The 21762-nt window shown below is 47.5% G+C and carries 22 protein-coding genes; 4 read left to right on the forward strand and 18 right to left on the reverse strand.

All coding sequences use genetic code 11. The features are described from left to right. Window positions 1–208 precede the first annotated feature (208 nt). Entirely contained in the window at window positions 209–574 is a 366-nt protein-coding gene (locus H7A02_09400; protein ID MCP5172468.1) for an HNH nuclease family protein, read from the reverse strand. A gap of 23 nt (window positions 575–597) precedes the next feature. Then, a complete protein-coding gene (locus tag H7A02_09405) occupies window positions 598–813 on the reverse strand; it encodes a TIGR02450 family Trp-rich protein (GenBank protein ID MCP5172469.1) in 216 nt (71 codons plus the stop codon). Between the two features lie 392 nt (window positions 814–1205). Here H7A02_09405 and H7A02_09410 point away from each other — a divergent pair, with 392 nt between their 5' ends. After that, on the forward strand, window positions 1206–1733 hold the full coding sequence (locus H7A02_09410; protein MCP5172470.1) for a TIGR02281 family clan AA aspartic protease: 528 nt from the start codon (window positions 1206–1208) through the stop codon (window positions 1731–1733). On the opposite strand, the gene H7A02_09415 is transcribed toward H7A02_09410, so the two are convergent. From H7A02_09415 to H7A02_09455, 9 genes are all read right to left on the reverse strand, one after another. Beyond that, window positions 1734–2516, reverse strand: coding sequence for a serine/threonine-protein phosphatase (locus H7A02_09415; GenBank protein MCP5172471.1), 783 nt, complete (start codon window positions 2514–2516; stop codon window positions 1734–1736). A 17-nt stretch (window positions 2517–2533) separates the two neighbouring features. Further along, on the reverse strand, window positions 2534–3139 hold the full coding sequence (locus H7A02_09420) for an FHA domain-containing protein (GenBank protein ID MCP5172472.1): 606 nt from the start codon (window positions 3137–3139) through the stop codon (window positions 2534–2536). 27 nt (window positions 3140–3166) lie between these two features. Next, window positions 3167–4585 (reverse strand): serine/threonine protein kinase, encoded by a 1419-nt coding sequence (locus tag H7A02_09425; GenBank protein MCP5172473.1) that lies wholly within the window; start codon window positions 4583–4585, stop codon window positions 3167–3169. Window positions 4586–4608: 23 nt separating this feature from the next. Continuing rightward, on the reverse strand, window positions 4609–5007 hold the full coding sequence (locus H7A02_09430) for a hypothetical protein (protein ID MCP5172474.1): 399 nt from the start codon (window positions 5005–5007) through the stop codon (window positions 4609–4611). Window positions 5008–5039: 32 nt separating this feature from the next. Then, on the reverse strand, window positions 5040–5849 hold the full coding sequence (locus tag H7A02_09435) for an SH3 domain-containing protein (GenBank protein MCP5172475.1): 810 nt from the start codon (window positions 5847–5849) through the stop codon (window positions 5040–5042). A gap of 34 nt (window positions 5850–5883) precedes the next feature. After that, the gene (locus H7A02_09440; GenBank protein MCP5172476.1) at window positions 5884–7293 is read right to left on the reverse strand and encodes a trypsin-like peptidase domain-containing protein; all 1410 of its coding nucleotides are present in this window, start codon (window positions 7291–7293) and stop codon (window positions 5884–5886) included. Window positions 7294–7295: 2 nt separating this feature from the next. Next, window positions 7296–8801: an FHA domain-containing protein gene (locus tag H7A02_09445; GenBank protein ID MCP5172477.1), complete on the reverse strand. Its 1506-nt coding sequence runs from the start codon at window positions 8799–8801 to the stop codon at window positions 7296–7298. A gap of 249 nt (window positions 8802–9050) precedes the next feature. Further along, the gene (locus H7A02_09450; protein ID MCP5172478.1) at window positions 9051–9815 is read right to left on the reverse strand and encodes a DUF4197 domain-containing protein; all 765 of its coding nucleotides are present in this window, start codon (window positions 9813–9815) and stop codon (window positions 9051–9053) included. A 103-nt stretch (window positions 9816–9918) separates the two neighbouring features. Beyond that, window positions 9919–12456: a DUF3857 domain-containing protein gene (locus tag H7A02_09455; GenBank protein MCP5172479.1), complete on the reverse strand. Its 2538-nt coding sequence runs from the start codon at window positions 12454–12456 to the stop codon at window positions 9919–9921. 293 nt (window positions 12457–12749) lie between these two features. On the opposite strand from H7A02_09455, the gene H7A02_09460 reads away from it, so the two are divergent. The 3 genes from H7A02_09460 (at window position 12750) to H7A02_09470 (ending at window position 16749) form a co-directional block, all read left to right on the forward strand. Beyond that, complete coding sequence (locus H7A02_09460; protein MCP5172480.1) at window positions 12750–14843, forward strand: TonB-dependent receptor; 2094 nt, start codon at window positions 12750–12752, stop codon at window positions 14841–14843. A gap of 74 nt (window positions 14844–14917) precedes the next feature. After that, window positions 14918–16201, forward strand: coding sequence for a HAMP domain-containing histidine kinase (locus H7A02_09465; protein ID MCP5172481.1), 1284 nt, complete (start codon window positions 14918–14920; stop codon window positions 16199–16201). A gap of 5 nt (window positions 16202–16206) precedes the next feature. Beyond that, a complete protein-coding gene (locus tag H7A02_09470; GenBank protein MCP5172482.1) occupies window positions 16207–16749 on the forward strand; it encodes a response regulator transcription factor in 543 nt (180 codons plus the stop codon). 29 nt (window positions 16750–16778) lie between these two features. Here H7A02_09470 and H7A02_09475 read toward each other — a convergent pair whose 3' ends face one another. The 7 genes from H7A02_09475 to H7A02_09505 all read right to left on the reverse strand — a co-directional run bounded on the left by H7A02_09475 (window position 16779) and on the right by H7A02_09505 (window position 21652). Further along, on the reverse strand, window positions 16779–17195 hold the full coding sequence (locus H7A02_09475) for a GFA family protein (protein MCP5172483.1): 417 nt from the start codon (window positions 17193–17195) through the stop codon (window positions 16779–16781). Beyond that, window positions 17192–18043, reverse strand: a complete 852-nt coding sequence (locus H7A02_09480; GenBank protein ID MCP5172484.1) for a paraslipin — start codon at window positions 18041–18043, stop codon at window positions 17192–17194. Before H7A02_09480 ends, H7A02_09475 begins: the two co-directional genes overlap by 4 nt. Before the next feature lie 25 nt (window positions 18044–18068). Beyond that, window positions 18069–18524: an NfeD family protein gene (locus H7A02_09485; protein ID MCP5172485.1), complete on the reverse strand. Its 456-nt coding sequence runs from the start codon at window positions 18522–18524 to the stop codon at window positions 18069–18071. A 72-nt stretch (window positions 18525–18596) separates the two neighbouring features. Beyond that, complete coding sequence (locus H7A02_09490) at window positions 18597–18788, reverse strand: hypothetical protein (GenBank protein MCP5172486.1); 192 nt, start codon at window positions 18786–18788, stop codon at window positions 18597–18599. 98 nt (window positions 18789–18886) lie between these two features. Further along, window positions 18887–19339 (reverse strand): ribosomal protein S18-alanine N-acetyltransferase, encoded by a 453-nt coding sequence (gene rimI, locus H7A02_09495; GenBank protein ID MCP5172487.1) that lies wholly within the window; start codon window positions 19337–19339, stop codon window positions 18887–18889. Between the two features lies 1 nt (window position 19340). After that, a complete protein-coding gene (locus tag H7A02_09500) occupies window positions 19341–20078 on the reverse strand; it encodes a hypothetical protein (GenBank protein MCP5172488.1) in 738 nt (245 codons plus the stop codon). 29 nt (window positions 20079–20107) lie between these two features. Next, entirely contained in the window at window positions 20108–21652 is a 1545-nt protein-coding gene (locus tag H7A02_09505; protein MCP5172489.1) for a 2-isopropylmalate synthase, read from the reverse strand. Window positions 21653–21762 lie beyond the last annotated feature (110 nt).

A 21762-nucleotide genomic window follows, 5' to 3' on the forward strand; every position in this document is an offset into this window, starting at 1 on the left:
CGGATCCAATGCTTGTTTATATTTGCCATCCGGCATTTTCGTCAAATTAATCCGCTTCCACTTCATGAACACAAGCTCGATTGACTATCTACCAACGATAGTTTCCGCTAATTGAGCAGCTTGGAAGGAAAAACCTCTCCCCAAAACCGGTTCTAACTTGGGAAATAAGGTCTGAGCCTTTAGTGTCTGATTACCTTTTTACAACGGTTTATTTCGAAGCATCTTTCATTCTCGCCTTCAGATCAGCAAAGGGGTTGTAAGTTGCTGGCGTTGATACCTCGTCCACCGTACTGCCATAGCGCACCAGATTTTCGTACTTTGTGTGCTCTTCGTCATGGCAGTAAATACACAATAGCTCCCAATTACTCCCGTCAGAGGGGTTATTGTCATGATTGTGATCTACGTGATGAACGGTTAGTTGAGATACATTTTTACGATCAAACTCCCGCGCACACCGCCCACAGATCCAAGGGTATAACTTTAACGCCTGCTCCCGATAACCCTTTGCGCGCGTTGAATTGTATTCGCGTTGTTCAGCCAGTACTTGATCGGTCGTTTTTTTCTGGTTCACCATAAGCACTCCCGCAGGGTTTCATTTTATCTCCAACCATGAACCCAATTATTATCATCGGTTAAATCACGCCAATTTATCGGCATAATCCGTTTTGACATAACCGCTTCTATACAGCATGAAATAACGACACCCTCTTCATCAAACTCGATTTCAGACACCATAAAATGCTTTTCTTTGTTCGTAGGAGACACTGCCGTCCACTTGCTATTGAGTAATTTCTTTGGGTTTATTTTATTCATAAGAGCTCGATTAAGATCTAACAGCTAACGTTTTATCCGTCCGCACTGATTTATTAATACCGCTATGGTCTTGGCCTTCTAATAGCGCTTCAAGTAACTTATCTATTACTGATTTCAGGTATTACTGGTAAGGTGTTTTCAAATCACCTTACCTACTTCAGGAATGATAGATCTGCCAACCTACCAATTTTTTTAGAATTCGGTCATCCATATAGAAAACTATACCCTATGAGAAAAAGCTGACATATATTCCCAGAGTCGCATCTTGGTAAATATAGAATAACGCCCTGCCCCGTTTATAAATTCCTTTTTAAAAAGAGGCTTTAAAGGTAAACCCAACAGAACCACACTTTACTCTTGAAGATATAGCCCCTGCAAATATACTGCCTATAATGACAAACTCCTCCCCCGAACAGAACACCACCCAGCGCACCGGCAAGGCGATGCTGTATATCGCCTGGATTATTGGCCTTGGTTTACTGACGCTGTTTTTTGCCGACCTGGAAGAAGCTCAAATTAACCCAAACCGTACGGTGAATAGCTCTTTGACAGATGGCAGGGTTGAGGTGGTGCTGCAGCAAAACCGTTGGGGCCACTATGTAGCGAATGGCAAAATTAACGGCGATGAAGTGACTTTTCTATTGGATACCGGCGCGACGGTGGTGTCGGTGCCTTACCATCTGAAAGATAAGCTCAACTTATCCAAAGGCCGCCCCTACACTACGATTACAGCCAACGGCAATGTCACAGTTTATGGCACGACTATTTCGGAATTACGGCTGGGCGATTTGGTATTCAACAATGTTCGTGCTGCATTAAACCCCGGCATGAAAGACGACGAAATACTATTGGGCATGTCGGTACTTGCTGACTTAGAACTCACCCAGCGCGGTGAGCAGATGATTATTCGCAGTTATTGATTAAGTACCCATGCTAAACCACGATTTGCTTTTGGCCGAAATCACCACCGCGGTGGTATTGTCCTGATTCGGTTTGTTAGCCTTCTGAACAGCCTCCAATAGCTTTGCAGCAATAACCCTGGCGGGCTTCTTTTTAAGTTTGGCAACCACTTTGGCAACGTCTGTTTGATCAAGCGTATCAAGACCATCGCTTGCCAGTATCAATTTATCACCGGCGGTTAATAAACCTTCGGATACCTGTAAATCAACCAAACTGATTTCATCCACAGACAGGCAACTTCGCAAGGCATTTCGTTGCGGGTCAGATTTTGCTTCGTCGTCACTGATGCGGCCTATTTCTGCCAGCTCATCCAGCACAGAAGCCATGGAGTGGTCTTGATTAAGCTTTTCAATTTCACCTTTTCGGTAAAGATACAGATGAGAATCACCCACGCTAACCCAATGAACGTCACTACCTGAAACATACACCGCTACCAACGTTGTACCCATATCGGCAGGAGCACCACTATCGGCAACCTGGCACTTAATTGAGTGATGGGCTGCGGTTAATGACTCGCTTAGAGCCTGCTCTGGCGACAAGCCTTCCGCAGCCAGAAAGTTATTAATAAAAGCCGTAGTTGCTGACTGACTCGCCAACGCTCCACCGCTGTGCCCTCCCATACCGTCGCACAATACCACCAGACAACCACCGGGATTCTCCACTGCTTCGGCGCAGATCTCAAAATAGTCTTCCTGGTAATCACGCGAACCCTGTATAGCATCGCCATGTATATCAAGCTCCATTGTGTGAAGCCCTCAATTTATGCCTGCTGTTCCCAATCAAAATCATCACCACACAATTGCACAAATTTAAGTGTTGTATTGCCAATTGAAATGGTCGCATCTTTGTGTAGCTCACTAGATGACAGTACCGGTTCATTTCCGAGATAGGTGAGGTTTTGCCCACCGCCATGCTGTATATAAAACTTTTTGTTTTTATGGTCGTAGGCGATTTGGCAGTGCGCCTTTCGGGAGATTTCTTCATCACCAAAATTGAGTTGCACCCCGGTTTCTTCTTCACGACCAACCGGGTTCATACCGTAGCCCAAAGGCTTGCTCATGCCTCTGCCAGGCCCTTCAACAACAACCAGCCAACCGACAACAAACTCGGGATGATAACCAAAGCCCTTTGATACAGAGGCGGCTGTCACTTCATCAGAGGAGCTTCCTGGCCTCACTCGACGAGTCTGTGGATTGATATCCATTGCCGAACCGGTCGATGTTGGAGCAGGTTCTGACACAGCAGGGGTCGCTGCAACCGTTGGTGTATCAGCGGCTCCCTTTTTTATTGTAGCGTCTGCACCACCCCCGACTCTGCGAGTGGGGTTGTTAAAAAATCCACCATCATTTCCATCATTGTTTGACATGTTTTTCTCCTAAAAATGGACTAACTATTAGCGTCGTGCACGCGTTATTTTGCTGCGATGCCGACCATCCGGGTGCAGTCGCAGATAAAGCTCAAACGCTTCGGGGGTATTTATTTTCGAAGCGGTCTCAAAATCGGCGTCATCCTGAGCATAATTTTTAGGCTTGGGCGCTGGCTGAGGTATCTTTGGTGGTTCCTCCACCACCCTCGCTACGGGCCTTGGAGCTTCAGCTGGTGCGGCGGCTACCACAGGCGTCACTGTCTCTTTGTCACCCGCTGGCTTTGAATCATTCATAACAACCCGGCTATCTACCTCGGGTTTATCAATACCTGACGCCATAAAAAACAGAGCGCCACCGGCAATCAGTCCAAATACAACAACGGCAATGCCCCAGTTAAAGGGCTTTCTGCTTGCGTTGTTTTGGGCGTTTTTATCACGCTGTTTTTTATGTTGAGGTCGGGATGGCTCGCTAGCGGGGTTACCCAGCTTTACGGTGGCATCCGTTACATTATGCGAGGTATTTCCTTTCGGAATCACACCGTTTTTAATTGCATCCAGCCATTCCTGAACAGTTTGCGGCCTGTCGGTTTCCTCCGGGCTTAATGCCCAATCGAGAGCCTCAAGAAAAATCCTGTCACCCTCTTTGATGCGATCAGCCAATTTTGGCAACTGATCATTTCTGATTCTCTCCGTCGCTTCGTAGTGAGACAGGTTCTCCCCCGTAAGACAGACGTATCCCACTGCTGCCAGCGCATAGAGATCTGTCCATGGACCCTGATTGCCGCGCGTGGAATACTGCTCAATAGGCGCATAGCCGGGTGTCAAGATAGTGGAAATAGACTGTGACCGAACACCAATGGCTTGCCGGGCTGCGCCAAAATCAATCAGAACAGCAGTACCATTATCTCTTACCCGAATATTGCCGGGCTTGATATCCCGGTGGAGCATGTCGGCAGAATGTACCGAAGCCAGACCTTCAGCAATGGGCAAAACAATGGCTTTGAGTTCTTCAACTGTCAGCAGGCCATCCTTTTGCAGGACTTCCGAGACATCGCGACCATCGGCAAAATCCATAATGATGTAGGCAGTGCTGTTGCGCTCTATGTAACGAATCACCCGAATGATGCTGGGGTGCTCAAACAACGCGAGAGTCCGCGCTTCCTGTATAAAACGGCTTAAACCCCACGTGTACTCATCAACATCCTGAGCAACACGGGTTTTAGGCGCGACATGCATGGTGTGGTCGCGCGTTGCCAGGTTGAAGGGGAAGTACTCCTTGATCGCCACATAACGGTCAAGCTGCTTGTCATAAGCCTTGTAGGTAACTCCAAAACCACCAGCACCAATCTCTTTCTCAACCACGTATTCGTCAAGCTCATAGCCCGGCGGCAAAGCCTGGGATGCTGGTTGATCTGAATGCGGGTTTGAAGGCTGATGATTGTCCATTGTTTCTAACTATCCATTCTCGGCTATCGACCGGGAGGCGCGGCATACAGGCCAACAATTCGCCAGCCCCAGCTTTTATCTGTTGCACCGGCAAAATAGAGTTGGTTATTTACCATCCCTTTTGCGGTCATTCTTTTTATCATCGGGCACTCAATACTGACAACAGCTCTCACCTGTCCGATTAATCGTTGTAATTCGATTCGTTCACCATCAAAAACACCCGCCGTAGGAGACTTAATAATTAGTTTCGCCTGATACCCAGAACGGCAATCAAGCGTATCAAGGTAGGCCTCCATTCCGGCATGAGACATCAGCAGACGTTCATTCGCCACCGTTGCCTGACAATAAAAAAACACCGTCAATGCAACGACAGCAAGGCTTTTAGCTTTGTTCTGAAAACAGTTTTTGAATGATACTCTCATAACTACTTTTCCGGCGGTAACCGCAAACAGGCTTAAGCTAGTTTCCAGGTACCATTACCTTGCTGACAAACCCGGATATCTTCAGCGATAGTACCATCTGCCGTAGTGACTTCCTGTCTGACGGTTTTGCAAACACCGTTGGCCTGTACATTTACCTCGGAAACAGATTCAGCGGATGTTTGAACGTAGTTGACAGGCTCACTGGATGGCGACATCAACGAACTGTATACGTAGCCACCGGCAGTGCCATCAGGCAGCTGTGAAATCAGGTACCATTTTTTATCTGGCAACGCTTCACCAATCACCTGAACAGATTCCCCAGCGGCGAGTTTGGCAACAGGTTTGTAGTCGGTTCCGGGGCCACTGCGCACATTAATGACGCTTTTAGGGCTATACGCCGCGCCAACAAGATTGAGTGGCGGAGTCTGCTCTACTTTGTCCTTGAGTACTTTTACCTGGACGGTTTTTTGCTCCGTTTCAACTGGTTTGTCATTCACAACGCTGACACGGCCTGTCACACCATCCTCACCAGAAAATGTCACTGGCTTGCCGGAACCAGCAGCCTGCTGCTGGGCAACAAACAGTTTTTCCTGATCCCGTTTACTCAGGGCTTTGGCAAACTGGTCACCAATATAGGCACCCGCAGCGGCACCGGCCAGAATCGCTGCAGCGCGTACTGCATCATTGTCGATATGATCGGTGAGTTTCTCGGCAACTACACCACCACCAACCGCGCCGACAACCTTGCCAAGTGCAGCTTTCTGCTCTTCGGTCATTGCCGCACACCCACCTAAAACCAGGGCAAGGGAAACCACCATACTGATCAATTTTCTGTGTGTCATTTTGTATTCTCCATTACAAATATAGGGCTTTCGGTCAACCTGCAATAACCCTGAAGGTGACGCCCCCCAGCTTTATATCGGCACCATTACGCAACGAAACACTCTCCCCAGCGGCAAGCTGTCTGCCGTCAACGAAAGTGCCATTGGTCGAGTTAATCTCCCGAACAAATAAATTATTACCCTGAGCGTAGAACGCACAATGCCGACGCGAAACGCTGTCGTCATTAATCGCGTAGTTCCGGTTATCCGGTTCGCGACCAACAACCACCTCTCCGCGGTACAGATCATCGGAGCTGATCACCAACCGGTATCGCTGTCTGTCCGGCCCGTAACCATCGAGAATCAGACTGCCTTTTGAGCTTGACGGCGCGACCGGTACCCGAGCATCCTGAGGTGGATTCGCCGCACTGGAGCGCGAAGAACGAATGGAACGTGAATAGGTTTCAACAGCATGACTCACTTTCTGGCGAGCCGCAGGGTTGCGCAACAGATAAACCAGCATCAAACCAATAACCACCAGAGCGGCACCGCCAAAATAAAGCGCAAACTGCAGAATTCTGGAAAGTTTTTTATTCTCTTCTTCGTATAAATCCTGTTTCGAGTGACAAACACTGTCATCCAGAAAATATTTAATGCCTTTGCTGTTCAGCACACCAATCAACTCGGAAATATCCGAGGCAATGCCATAAGCCGCATTGGAAACATAACCCGTTACATGCTGCTTGCCCTGTTTGTCTGTCAGAGTAGTCCTCTCAGTCGGAGAAGCACTGTGAACACCCACCACCCTGCCGCATTCGTCAAACACCGGTCCACCACTGTTACCACCAGAGGTTGGTGCGGTGTGAAGTAATTGCACCAATGTTTGCCCACCACCAGACCATTTACCATCTTCAATCACACGAGCCAGTGTGCCTGAAGAAAACGTAGAAAATGCGGTGATATCCACAGACCTCACAGCCGTGGCCTCGGCAATGCCGGGATAGCCCTGAGCGGAAACAATACTGCCTTGTGTCGGGCGTTGGCTGGTAAGCGTGACTGGAGTCAAGTTCAATTGTGACCAGTACTCCGGCTTGACTTTCAATATGGCCAAATCCAGATCCCGGGACGTCCACGGGTCTTTTTCAACATTGGCGCCCTTAAATTTGTTGCTGACATCAAAACCCTGCAATGCATCGATTCGCTGACCATCCCTGAGAACAAAAATTGATACGGCACCCGTCACAACATGCCAGTTGGTAACAATATAACCATCATCATTGATAACAAAACCGGTACCGTGACCACTGCCTATATTGCCCTTTTTATCAACCGTGAGCACATTGACCTTGACCACATTGTTCTCGTGGGTTTTACCGGCATACACCGCTTGTACACAGAGCACCAAAAGCGTCATAAGACACAGAAGGGAACGAACAACAGTGTTGTGGTTTTGCGGGATTCCCATGCCTATCTATCTCCATCCGAAATTGTCAGCGTGCAACGCACCTGACCAAATTCCACCACATCACCAGCAATCGCCGCCGCGCCCTCGTCCGAAACGGCAACACCATTAATACGAGTGCCGCCCGTAGAGCCCAGATCCCTGATATGCAAATACCTGTCTTTTACAAATAACTGTGCATGCTGCCGACTCACCGTGTCATCGGCTATCACCACTTGCGCGACATCGGGATTTCGTCCGAGTATCAATCCGTTTGCCCTTTGCATTAAATCTTTACCCAACACAAAAAAAGCCATCGGGGCTCCCGAAGAATCCCTGCCTTCAAAACGACAGTCGCCAAAACTGGCAGAGGCGGCCTGCAATGCCATGTTCGCTGCCAAAAGATCCTTGCGGCGTTTAGACACCAGTATTATCACCAACAAAAGTCCAATAATAATTGCCGCGACAACAGACCAGAGCAGAGTCTGGTTTTTTTCTTTGATTTCACTGTTTTCAGAATCAATCAGCTCGGCTTTGCTGTTGACGTCCGAAACAATGGTCGATATTTCTTCACGACCTTTTTCAGCATCTTCTCTGGCCTGCTTTTCTTTTTCAGCTGCTTCTTTCGCCTTTTTTGCTTCCTCTTCAGCTTGCCGGGTTTTCTTTTTGGCTTGGTCTATTTCCTGCTGTTTGGCAGTCTGTGCAGCCTTTTGCTGGTCAATCACACTAAGGCAAGCTTCACTGGCTTTTTCTACTGATATAGATAGCGATACCAGTAATTGCTCAACATTCGACACCTTTGTCGCTACAGCGCCAAGCGGAGTATGTGGCTGCCAGAGTTCCTTAAGTGTTTTCCCCGGCTTGGGCCGAACCAACCCAACCAGCTGACCACAGCGATTTGCCAGCGGAGCTCCGTAAGCACCACGCCCGACAGACGTCACCAGTTTTAAATACTCTTCCCCGGTGCCATCGCCCAACAGAGCTTTTGTGGTTTGAATATTCGGCACCACAGCCGCCACAAAGCGGGGCTTGTTTGACAGACCAAAGAAAGAACTGCGCGGCTCTTCCGGAGACAAATGCCAATAACCGGCTATTTCGAGTGTGTCTTTTTCAGAAACGGGATTAAAAGAAAACTGAACGGGGGTAGCAACCATGCCGCCAGCGCGTAAAACAGCGATATCGGAGGCATCATTCTTGTTAACGATCACTGCCGGACTTTCTTGTCCGGTTTCATCTTTAATAATATACCTGTCGGCACTTTCTAGCAGGTGGGAGCTGGTAACAACAACTCCATCCACAGCAACCACAACGCCAGAACCCTGATTGAGAAGGCTGTCACCTTTATATGCCAATACCTGAACAGCGCTGCTATGCCACGGTTTGTTGTGTAATTGATTTGGCGATGAGTCATCCAGTCCTTTACCTGCTTCCGCAAAACACAGGGAAACAGATAAAAAACAGATGACAAAAAAGCCTTGTAACAGTACTTTTTTTGGTTCCCTCAAGGGAGAAACCAGAGCAAATAAGTCCATTCAAGAAACTCCTTATCTTGTTGCTCTCGATAAATACTAAATTGTGTTTGATACCAGGCAACGCGCGAAATCTGGCGCCCCCTAAAACGTATCCGGATACCGAATTGAAAAATCGACCATAAGACTAGCACGGAATTTCACAAACGTATAGGCACAAATGTTGACGCAGTCTGATCTGCGAGTATTGCCGTTATATGACTGATTGCATGACTAACATTACCGCCAAAAGAGCGAGACTTATCAGCCCCTTTATTTTTTCCCAAATACTTTCTTCAACAGTTCGGTACTTTGTTTAACAGGGTCTTTGCGAATTGCTGCTTCCTCTTCAGCAATGTAATGGAAAATCCCCTCCATGCCCCGATCTACAACATGATCAATCAGATTGGCTTTTACATCTGGCACAAAGGGTAGCTGTTGGTAACGGCCCATCACATTGTCATAAACCTTTATGGCACCTACCTCAGACAAACTGTTCTCAATAATGGGGCGCATTTCATTGATTAATTCGGGCGACATTTTCTGCCTGAAATACTGGGTGGCAGAATCTTCAGAGCCCTCGTAAATGGATTTTACATCATCAAACGTCATCTGATTGATGGCGCTGAAAAACAGGGCTTTTGCCTTTGGGGTTGCTGCCTCAGCTGCCCGGTTAAGTTTAAGTTCCAGATCATCCACCACCGGTGACATACCGACTTTGCCTAACAGTTGTTTCACTGTGGCCAGTTGCTCTGGCAACGGAATATGAATAACCGGGTCAGCATTAAAGCCATCTACCACCCCCAGCTGCTTCACGACATTATCTGACCCAATGCGAAGAGCTTCTTTAAAGGCTGCAGCGATATCATCATTATCCAAAGCAGCCCTTACCGTGTCAGTTAGCGGCTTGCTTTCATCTGAATTCTTCAACAAACCCAGCCCTTTCTGCCACCAGGAACCTTCACTAAAAACTGAGCTAGAAAAAAAGATAAGAATGGCTAACATCATGCCACTAGTTTTCTTGATTCTTATTATCATTAACCTCGCTCCCGTAATGCTCTATTTAGGCCCATATCAAGCCTCATTTTTAAAGCAACCAATCCATTTCTCAATAAATACCCCAGCCTGGCTATTGAGAGTACTAACCTAGCTGTCGAGTAAAAGTAGCCTTTACACGCTGAGATTTCAGTAAATAGAAACTCCAGATACTTGTATGAAAAACTAAACGTAATAGCTCGGAAATATCTGAATCCTCCACCTCGAGTCCTGCATCAGACATCAAGTAAATCACAACAAGATCTAAGCCAAAAACACTCAACATCAACATGAAATAAATTATGAAAAACCGCGGAAAAGTATGCCTTCGTGTAAAAAATAGAAAAACTACAACCACTCCCATAATCACCATCGCAATATTACAAACCACTTCACTGGCTATCAAAATCAATACTTCTACATCGAACCGATCATAAATAATTGACCACTGTTCTGCAGAAAAAACATACCAAAGCTCTGCAGATGACACCAAAATATTTACAGGACTGGCAATTAATGCAAGTGCAGGAAGTATCAACCAACCCGAAAGCCCTTGGAGTTGGTTGTTAACATTATCAGGAGCTTGATAAACAGGGTCATAAAGATAGACATACTTAATTCCGATGAACGTAAAACCGATTACTGCCAAGAAGACAATAATAATCATCAACCAATTTACGTCATTTATATCGAAGTGATACTCCCCAAAATCAACATCTGGGTTAGGCATCTGGATCTGGTAGTAAGAGAGCTCCTGTACCATTTTAATTTTCTCAGAATACACCTGAATATCTTCAGGCAAAACATGATCTCTGAGCGACTCGTAAAAGTAATCAATCAACAAGGCATCATTGAGAAAAGTCACCTTTTTTGTAAACCGAAAAGCTTTATCTTTGACCTCAAAAAATTCTTCATCGAAACTTGAATTTTCAGGCACCAAAATTTCAGTAGTGTGTCGGTAGCTAACAGGGTGTGTAACCGCATAAGGCATATCACGAACAAGAGCTTCCACAGATTTGACATGATCGTTAATCAAAAAAGGGATGAACTCTATCTCCACATAGCGCTTGTCATCATTCTCGACCCATATATCCTTTATTTCATAGTTTTCTTTTAGAGACAATCTGTTCATTTGAGAATCGTCAGAAAACGTCATTCCTTTAGCCACTTCTACATTTGGGTAATACCCAGCTATGTAATTTAGATAAGATTGCTGTATCTCCTTAAGGCTTGTTTCTGATAATTGCTGCCTCACTGAATCTGCATAATATCGTTCGTAATCAGTTTGGATTCCATATGTTGCTGGTTTTATAAGTGCATCTCTGATATCGAATTTTTCTTCTACCGTTTTGCTATGTACAGCATTGATATCATCAGACATTTTTGTCAATCCAGTTCCATGCTCCGAAACAACTAATGCATAATCATAATTTGGAGTATAAATTGTGCTCAGGTTTCCTTTTTGATTACTTCGAGTGGGGTCAAGCCAATAATTATTTCCATTCAGGTTAACCAGCACAATAGCGTGATTAAATGCTGATGGTGTTGGCAGCATCTCCATCAATTGCGGCCCGTTCTCTGTATTCACAAGCGCTGTGCTTGCCTCAATACCCATGCTCTGAAGCAAGCTGACCAACAATCTAGACTTATCCTTACAGTCTCCAAAACGTCGATCAATAACCTGATCTGGCGCACTTGGCTGATATGAACGTTCACCCATTTCAATACCTAAATAGCGCACTTCATTCTGCACAAAATGCAGCGCTTCCATTACCTTTTGTTCCGGCTCCTTCGCTACCCTTTGGATTGAATTAACTATTTCTTCTTGAAAAGGTGTATTGATTAAGGGTCGATACAAAGGCCATGCCCAGCGTTGTACCTTTTGCCAATCATTGACATCACTTAAATAAATGACAGGAAAAGGCTCAAACCAACTCGGTACACTTTTATCAACAACCAATGCTTCAACGCTATTTTGATTCCAAACGTATTCTTTAAATTGGTTAACAGCCTTCTTTATTGGCTCAATATCAATTCCATGGTTTCGAATATATAATGGCCGAGGTAAACCCCATAATATGCGATAATAAACTCGCCCCACGGGAACCGACCAACGCATACTCAAAAGCGCTGAAAAGTGTCCCAAAAGAACGGGGTTTGCCCCCTCAATAGAATAACTATACTCAACGACATCCCCTGGACGAATGTCTTCCAAAAACACATTAATAGTCTTAGTACCATTATAAATTTTGGACTCGAGATTTTTCTCCCGTTGAATAAGATCAATTTTAGACCGCCCTATTCGGTCCATGACCTTCCCAGAACGATGAAGCTGTATCTGATGTATATAGACTTTTTCATAGACAGGATCAAAATCAATAGATATGTGCGATACTTTTCCAACACCGCTAGAATTCAAAGCTTTATTAATAAAGTGAAAATAACGTATTTGTTTAGTGTCCGTCACGTTCCATTGCTGATCAACTAACTGATAATCCACTCCTTCGCTAGTACTTTGTAACGCAGCCTGACTCTTTTGTTCAATTTTTACGTGCAGAACCCAATCCGGCACTGGATCGAAAGCGTAATCTGTAGCGAAAGCGGAGTGCCCAAACATCAGGCAACAAAGTAGCGCCAGATTCACAAGGCATACTGCTACCTGTTCATACCAGGAATATTTATTAGACCAGCAGGTAATAGCGCTTATTGAGGAGTATCTAGGCAAGCGAAAAGTCCTTTTAAAAATTTATAAAACCCTTAATTTCATACAATATAACTTAAATAACAACCCTTCACATTAGATCGAAGAAATACTGTTTTCTAACAGCAACTTTGTTACATAACCTGCGACAATTTGTCGCATCCTAAAATTCACCGCCATTGATTATCATATCTGTCATAAAAACCAGCCTGTTTGCATTATTTTGGAGAATGTTTGTGCGTCGTGTTATCCGCTTTCTACCCCTTACCCTGTCAGCTGTTATGTTGGCCAAACCCGCTTTTGGTGGTCACAACGAAATGGAAGAAATTGTGGTGCAGGGTAACGATACTGGCCAGAGTAAACTCACTATAGACAGTAATTTTGAAGCAGCACCGATAGATACCGCTGCATTACTGAGAACACTGCCCGGGGCCAATGTAAACAGCAATGGTCCTGTGACAGGTATCGTTCAGTACCGAGGCTTGTACGGCGACAGAGTCAGCGTACACGTTGACCACGCACCGGCTCTCACGGGTGGCCCTAACGCAATGGATACACCACTCTCTTACACGCCGTCATTACTTCTAAAAGAGCTTGGCCTGCACCGCGGCATGGTGTCAGTCAGCGCAGCCCAGGAATCACTAGGCGGACACATAACAGCAGAGCTTGATCGCGGGGATTTCTCATCATCTGATAACTTTTCAATAACCGGAACAGCGGCCAATCGCTTTAACGACAGTAGCAATGGAAACAGCTCGGCCCTAAAAGCAACAGTTGCCAATCAACAACACAAATGGTCAATCCTGGGCAGCCATGATGAAGGCGATGATACTGAAGCTGGCGACTCAGACACCATAGGAGGCAGTCAATACCGCCGCAGCCGCTATGATCTGGGCTATGGCTGGCAGAACGGCGAAACCACCGTGCAAGTATACGCAGGCCAGCTGGATACTCGAAATTCCGGCACCCCCGCGCTGCCAATGGATATTAACTTTATTGAAAGCGACCTGGCCGGATTTAAAGGCTCCACCGCCATAGGTGAAGCAAAAGTGAGCGCTTCATTTGCCTACAGTCATGTCGATCACGGCATGGATAACTTCTCTCAGCGGCAAGCCCCTGCATCACCAATGATGTATCGCTTTAACCATGCGACAGCCTTGGGGAAAAGCTGGAAGCTACAAGCCGAATGGCCGATGGAAAATGGTAGTTTAACCATAGGTACCGATGGCAACCTGTCTGTGCATAATTCTGAAATCAGCAACCCCAATAACGACATGTTCATCCTGCATAATTTTAATGATACTGAACGCGACATAATGGGGATATTTGCCGAGTGGAAAGGCCATACTTCCGGTTGGAATATTGAAACAGGGCTGCGCTACAACCATGTAGAAATGGATGCAAGTGAAGTCAGTATCAATGGCCTGATGGGTATGATGGCAATGAATGCCAACCTGTTAGCCACAATTTTTAATGACGCTGACCGCAGCTTGAACTACGACAACATTGATGTGGTGGTAAAAGCCGAAACATCGCTCTCTGATATGGTCACCTTGCAACTGGGCCTTGGCAGAAAAAACCGAGCGCCTTCCTATCAGGAGCTCTATTTATGGTTACCCCTTACCGCAACCGGAGGTCTGGCTGATGGCCGCAACTATACCGGCAACCTGGACCTGGATAGCGAGACAGCCAACGAAGTAACCGCGGGTATTCAGTGGCAAAATGATAAAGGCTGGGCATCACCCCAAGTATTTTATCGCCGCATTGAAGATTACATACAAGGTGTACCATCCACTAACCCTACAGCCAATATGGTCAGCACCATGATGAGCGGCCAGTCGGCACTGATGTTCGACAATATTGACGCCGAGATGCATGGCTTCGATATGGCATATGGCTACCAACTAAGTGAGCATCTCTCCCTGACCGGCAATCTGAGCTACGTGCGTGGTAAACGCACCGACGAGAGTGACAATTTATACCGCGTGGCACCGCTGAATCATCGGCTGGCTATCACTTATCAGGGCCACAACAAGGAGGGCCGAGATTGGAGCCTGACGGCCGAATCAGTACTGAACGCAAAACAAAATAAAACGTCCACTTTCAATGATGAGCTGGAATCCTCCGGTTACGGTATTGTCAATCTGACGGGCCAATATGCTGTTTCAGCAAACATCGACATCAGTGCCGGTATAGGTAATGTATTCGACAAACGCTATCAGGATCATCTGGCAGGTTATAACCGCAATGGAGGCAGTGATATTCTGTTAGGTGATCGCCTACCGGGTGCAGGCCGCAACACATGGCTGGCGGTAACCGTTAATTGGTAATTGGTACAAACAGGTAAACGCGACGACAAATCTGACCTTTCGGGTAATCGGTAAGCTTCTGGTAAAATAACCTGATGAATAACTCACGACCAGAGCAGCCTGTATCGGAAAGCACCGCAATGAGGCTCAACTTGCAACGCCTCAGTATCATCAGGAACATCGCTCTTGGGGGCCAGATTCTGGCCCTCCTTTTTTTCAGTCAAATTTCCGACATTGGTTTACCCGTCATCACCCTTGGTTTACTGCTCGCTTCCTATGCTCTGGTGATCGGTGCCACCTGGTGGCGCAGCTTTCGCCAACCGTCTATTACCCAGCTGGAATTTTTTAACCACCTGCTAGTGGATATTGCCTTCTTTACTGCTCTGGTGTATTTCAGCGGTGGTGCCGCCAACCCTTTCATCTCCTATTATCTGGTTCCTATCAGTATCGCTGCTGCCACCTTGCCCGCCCACTTTACCTGGGCAACAACCGGCTTTTCACTACTGGCTTATAGCTTACTGATGAACTATCACATGCCCATTCCGGCACTGATGCCTGCCTTAATGAACAGTCACCAGCACAGTGGAGAAAACAACCTTCACCTGATTGGCATGTGGGCAAATTTTGCTATCAGTGCAGGGTTGATCACCTATTTTGTCACCCGTATGGCAAAGACTGTTCGCGAACAACAGACGTTACTCAACAGGCAACACGAAGATGCTCTGAGAAATGATCAAATCCTGGCAATAGGCACGCTGGCGGCGGGAACCGCCCATGAACTGGGAACGCCATTAAACACCATGAAGGTGTTGGTAGATGAGCTGGTTGCTGAAGACAGTGAAGATCAGGACATGCATATTCTTCAGCAACAAATAGAGCAATGTCGCATTACGCTTAAACAGCTGATTGCCACTGCCCAAAGCAGTGAGACAGAACAGCCCCCACAGCGGTTACAGCAATACTTTACGACCCTACTTGACCGCTGGCAGGTGATGCGCCCACAGTTAACTGTCGGTATTTATTTTTCAGCAGAACTGCCTGAAATATCGGCCTCTTTCCACCCCACTATCGCGCAATCCCTGCTCAATCTGCTAAACAATGCGGCGGATGCCAGTCCCAAAAATGTTGATGTGCAGGTATGCTGGAATCAGCAGCAAGCGACCATGACTATCCGGGATTTTGGATCGGGAATAGACTCGCAAACCGCCCGAAAATTCGGGCAGCCACTGGTTTCGGAAAAGCCTGACGGGTTGGGACTGGGCACATTTCTGGCGCACACAGCCTTAAATCGATTCGGTGGCTCGGTCAGTATCCATAGCGCTGATAACGGCGGAACAATAACAAAAGTGATATTGCCACTGAATAAGGTCATCGAGTGATCACTATGACAGCGCAATCAACCAAAACCATGCTGCTCGTAGACGATGACACCACTTTCTCTGCCATACTGGGTCGTTCACTGGAACGACATGGTTATCAGATTTACACCGCAGCTTCGATCAAAGAGGCTCTGGCGTTAGCTACCTGCCATCAGCCTCAACAGGCAATTGTCGACCTGAAACTTGAGCAGGAATCCGGTCTGCAACTGGTGCCTCAACTGAAAATCTGCAACCCTGTTATGGACATTTTGATACTCACAGGCTACTCCAGTATCCCGACAGCTGTAGAGGCAATAAAACTGGGAGCAAGCAATTATCTTTGCAAACCCGCTGGAGTGAATGAAATACTCTCCGCATTTGGCGATGAGCCCACCGAGCTCTCAACAGCAGTTCCCGAAACACCGCCGTCGGTCAATCGGCTGGAGTGGGAACATATACAAAAAGTACTGGCAGAAAACGACGGCAATATTTCCGCAACTGCCCGCAGCTTGGGCATGCACCGCAGGACATTACAAAGAAAGCTGCAAAAACGGCCAAGAAGCTCTTAAAGCCGCCCTTTCCTGGCACAGGTTTTGACTTATAAGTTGGGTGGGTATTCCTCGAAGGATGGCAGGTCATCTTCACAACTCCAGGAAGCCCGGGAATTATTGAAAATGCGGCTGGTGGGGAGCTTTTGAGGCTCCACATCGAGAGTGCCTGCTGGCAATACCACCAATTCAAGGGCAGCAAAATAACGTGGTAACGGCGAACCACACTGACCACAGAAATCATTTCTGAAGCGGTCCGCCTCGGGAACCTTATAGCTATTAATTAGCGCTTCTCCCTGAAGCCACTTCACTGATGCCGACTTAACACGAATATTCGAGGCATGCCCCGTGCCATTCATTTTTCTGCAACGCTGGCAGTGGCAGTGATACATGGCCACCGGCTCCCCGGAAACCCGATATTTGACAGCACCACACAGGCAGCTGCCTTCCAGCTCGGTTTTAGTCATTTCAACGACCCCATAATACCGCGCACCGCAGCCGGTATATCCGCTGGCAAAACCACGACCTTGGAGTTACCGGACTCTGCCATTTCGCGCATCGCCTCTACATACTTTTCACCCAACAGGTAGGTAGCGGGCAGTTCCTTATCCTGAATCGCAAGAGTTACCTTTTCGATCGCTTCCTTGGTTGCCTCAGCCAGCACCACTTTCGCCTCGGCATCGCGACGAGAGGCTTCCAATCGACCATCAGCCTCGAGTACAGCCGCCGTTTTCTCCCCATCCGCGCGAGTTACTGTGGCCCGGCGCTGGCGCTCGGCCGCGGCCTGCTCTTCCATTGCCGCCTGCATGGTACTTGATGGATTAATATCCTGAATTTCAACGGTTTTCAGGGTAATACCCCAATCAGCAATATCGTCAGAAATTGACATTTTCAGCTTGGCCTTAATCTGATCGCGCGATGAAAGCGCGTCATCCAGCGCCATTTCACCCACAATTGAACGCAGTGACGTCTGTACCAGTGTGCGAATAGCCAGTTCGTAATCTTCCACCCCGTAAACCGCTTTTTCGGGTGAAACAATATTGATGTACGCCACCGCATTGGCAATGATCACCACGTTATCCAGCGTAATCACTTCCTGTGAGGGAATATCCAGCACAATGTCTTTCGTGGTAACTTTGTAAGCCACGGAATCCACATAGGGGATAATGATATTCAATCCCGGCGGCAGGGTTTTATGAAACTTGCCCAGGCGCTGAACGACATGTTTGCTGCCCTGCGGCACCAGCCTGACACCCAGACCAATAGTAATAACTGTTAGCACCAGCAGTGCAAAAACAACAACTGTTCCTTCCATTTTTTATACTCCTGTTAGATTCCGCTTAGTTGAGCTTAACCACTATCAATGTATTACCGGAAAAATCCTTCACATGCACCCGGTCACCAACACTGACTTCCTGCTCGCAGATAAACTCCCATTCGTCCGACCCCAGCACCGGTGTAGAAAACCGGACTTCACCCCGGCCACCCGCTACAGGTGCCCGAATAACCTGACCTGCCTCACCAATGGCGGCATCTCGCGCTACACCGGCATTGGTTTTGTCAATCATTTTGGGTTTGAAATATTTGAACCAGAATATCGTGAAAGCGCAGGACGCGATAATCCAGACGGCCAACTGACCACCCAGCACCATACCGGGAAACAGCCACAGCACAATACCCACCACCACAGCACCCAGCCCAAACCAGAACACGGTAAAACTGGGAAGAAAAATTTCCACCACCACCAGCGCTATGCCAAGCACAAGCCAATGCCAATATGCGATATCAAATTCCATTGTTGTATTCCCTTAGCTGTGTGTGGTGATCATAAATTGTGTGGTTGATTGCATTATTCAGAGCGGAGCAATTTATCGATCCTGATTTCTGCCAGAGGGGATGCTTTTGAGAATATGTGTAATCAGCGGCACCATCAACAGCAACCCGACCACAAAATAAACTACGCCTTCAATACCACCCTCGCCCATCATGTTGAGTACACCTACAGCGACCAAAAGCGCACCAACGAGGTCCAGAACAATCAGTTTAGGCGGGATTTTCAATTTGCTTCCTGTCATATTTGTCCAGTATTTACTCCGCAATCCACAACAACTTTATACGCTTTTTTAACAGTAAACCAGCGAACAGACACAACACCCCGTCAGTAATCCCCAAGTTCCAGAGCCATCATAATGGCGTCCTCACGCCCATGCGCGGTCGGGTAGTAGTTCTCTCGGATGCACAACTCTGCAAATCCGGCATTCTGGTAAAGTCGAATAGCGGGGAAATTGGATACCCTCACTTCAAGATATAACCGCTCTGCGGTTTCCGACACCTGTTCTATCAACCGTGCCAGCAAATATGTACCAAGACCTTTGTTATGGTAATCAGGATCAATGGCAATATTAAGAATTTCAGACTCAGGGCCAATAAGGGTGTAAATCATAAAGCCGATTACAGCTTGATCTTCTACCATGACATAACTGTGATGCCGTTGCTGGCTTTCATAAAACTGGATTTCACGCCAAGGGTGAGGTGACACCGCCTGCTCTATGCGGGCAGCAGATACTACGTCATCCGGCTCCATCGCCCTGATTTGATGACTGAATGGCAAACTACACATCCAGCAAGAACCGAATCGCCTGCCAGGTATCCGCTTTACATGCCGGGGCGTCAAGCATGTTTTGCAGGCTATGGGTTAGCACCGCTTTTGCACCACCTGAAAGCTCACGGTGAGAGCCCACAGTAAAATTGGCGCCCGCTTCACCAATACCCGTTTCACCAATATACATGGCGGCCATTTCACCCATCAATAATACCCAGCAGACACCACGCTGTTTGATACGGGCATCAAGAAACACCGACAACAATGCTCTGGCTCCTGCTTCAGTAGACTGACTATTGGCAGACACCGGCCAGTCGATCAGTTCAGCCTGTGCAATCGTATCTGGCATTCGCTTAATGGATCGCAGAATGTTGACCAGCAATTGCGTGCGTTCAGCACCAGGCTGCTCTCCCGGTTCAAGGCTGTCAATGACCAGCAGATCATCACTTGGCTGCCAGCAGGCAAGACGAAACCGCGCTGCAGGCGTCGCTTGTGTTATAGCAGAGGAATCTGTCACCGTAACCGGCGCTGCCGGTTTCTCCGTCTCAGATGTATTCAGATCAATCGTGATTCTGGGTCCGGGTTTGCGCTTGCTGTACACCTGTTGATCGCCGGGCTCAACTGAAGTATCCGCTTCAACCTTGATCGCGGGCGACTGGCTGGCTGCCAGAACAGAGGCTGACTCTCTGGGAATATATTGCGTAATACCCAGAACAGACAAATACCAGTTGTGCAGTTGCTGATTCATCCGGACTCCACGTTGGCCAGAACAGCCCGTCAAATGCCTTCCAGCTGCGGATGCAAACGACCCGGGCTGTTCAATAGACTCAACGCATTCAGATAGGCCTTGGCACTGGCCACCAGTACGTCGGTATCAGCGCCCTGTCCATTCACAATACGACCATCTTTCTCCAGTCGAACAGTGACATCGCCTTGGGAATCGGTGCCTTCGGTTACCGCATTCACTGAATAGAGCTTCAATTCCGTCTCGCTGCTAACCTTCTTTTCAATGGCTTTGAAAATCGCATCAACTGCGCCATCACCATCGGATTCCGAGATAAACTTTTCTCCTTTATATGACATGGCGATAGCCGCATGGGGAAGCTGACCAGTCTTTGATATCACTTCCAGATTATCAAGTGTGATGGCATCCACTTCGCTCTCGGTCTGCACCCCCGAAATCAACGCCTGCAGGTCCTCATCGTAAATCTCCCGCTTTTTATCGGCCAATTCCTTGAAGCGCCGAAAAGCCTGGTTGAGTTCATCCTTATCGTCAAAGCTGATACCCAGATCTTCCAGTCTCGCGGCAAACGCAGCCCGACCTGATAATTTACCCAAGACAATTTTGTTGGTATTCAGGCCAACGCTCTCAGCACTCATAATTTCGTAGGTTTCCCGGTGTTTCAGTACACCATCCTGATGAATGCCGGACTCATGGGCAAATGCATTGGCACCCACAATAGCTTTATTCGGCTGAACAGGAAAACCCGTGATACTCGAAACCAGGCGGGAGGCGCGGGTAATCTGAGTAGTATCAATGCCGGTTTCAACAGGGAATATATCCTTGCGAGTGCGCACGGCCATAACAATTTCTTCCAGAGAAGCATTACCCGCGCGTTCACCCAATCCATTAATGGTACATTCCACCTGACGGGCGCCCTGCATGACAGCAGCCAACGAGTTGGAAACAGCCAAACCGAGATCGTTATGGCAGTGCACTGAAAAAACAGCCTTGTCGGCATTGGGAACATTCTGAATCAACCGGCCAATGGTGTCTGCATATTCAGAAGGAAACGCATAACCAACTGTATCTGGCAAGTTGACGGTGGTTGCCCCGGCATCAATGACCGCTTCAATGATGCGACACATGAAATCAAACTCGGAGCGGCTGGAATCTTCCAGCGAGAACTCTACATCATCGATTAAATTACGGGCAAGCTTAACCGAGGACACGGCCTGCTCCACCACCTGATCCGGAGTCATCAGCAGTTTGTGCTGCATATGTATCGGAGAAGTGGCAATAAACGTATGAATACGACCGGAGTTGGCACCTTTGAGTGCCTCAGCTGCGCGTTCGATATCCAATGGCATGGCGCGAGACAAACTGCAGATAGTGCTGTCCTTAATAGACCCGGCAATCGCTTTAACCGCCTCAAAATCACCAGGGCTGGAAATGGCAAAGCCTGCCTCAATCACATCAACCTTCAGCTTTTCGAGCACTTTGGCTATGCGAAGCTTTTCATCTTTTGTCATTGAGGCACCAGGGCTCTGTTCCCCATCCCGCAATGTGGTGTCAAAAATAATTAATCGTTCTTTGCTCATTTTTTATCACTCCAGACTGCCTGCCTGCAGCAGGCGCCCATTATCGGCCAATTCTCCCCGCGGGAAGTCTCACTTGCAAACAGGTCAATTGTATTTTTTAAACAGACAAT

This window comes from Pseudomonadales bacterium (assembly GCA_024234435.1).
GTDB lineage: Bacteria > Pseudomonadota > Gammaproteobacteria > Pseudomonadales > Porticoccaceae > JACKOF01.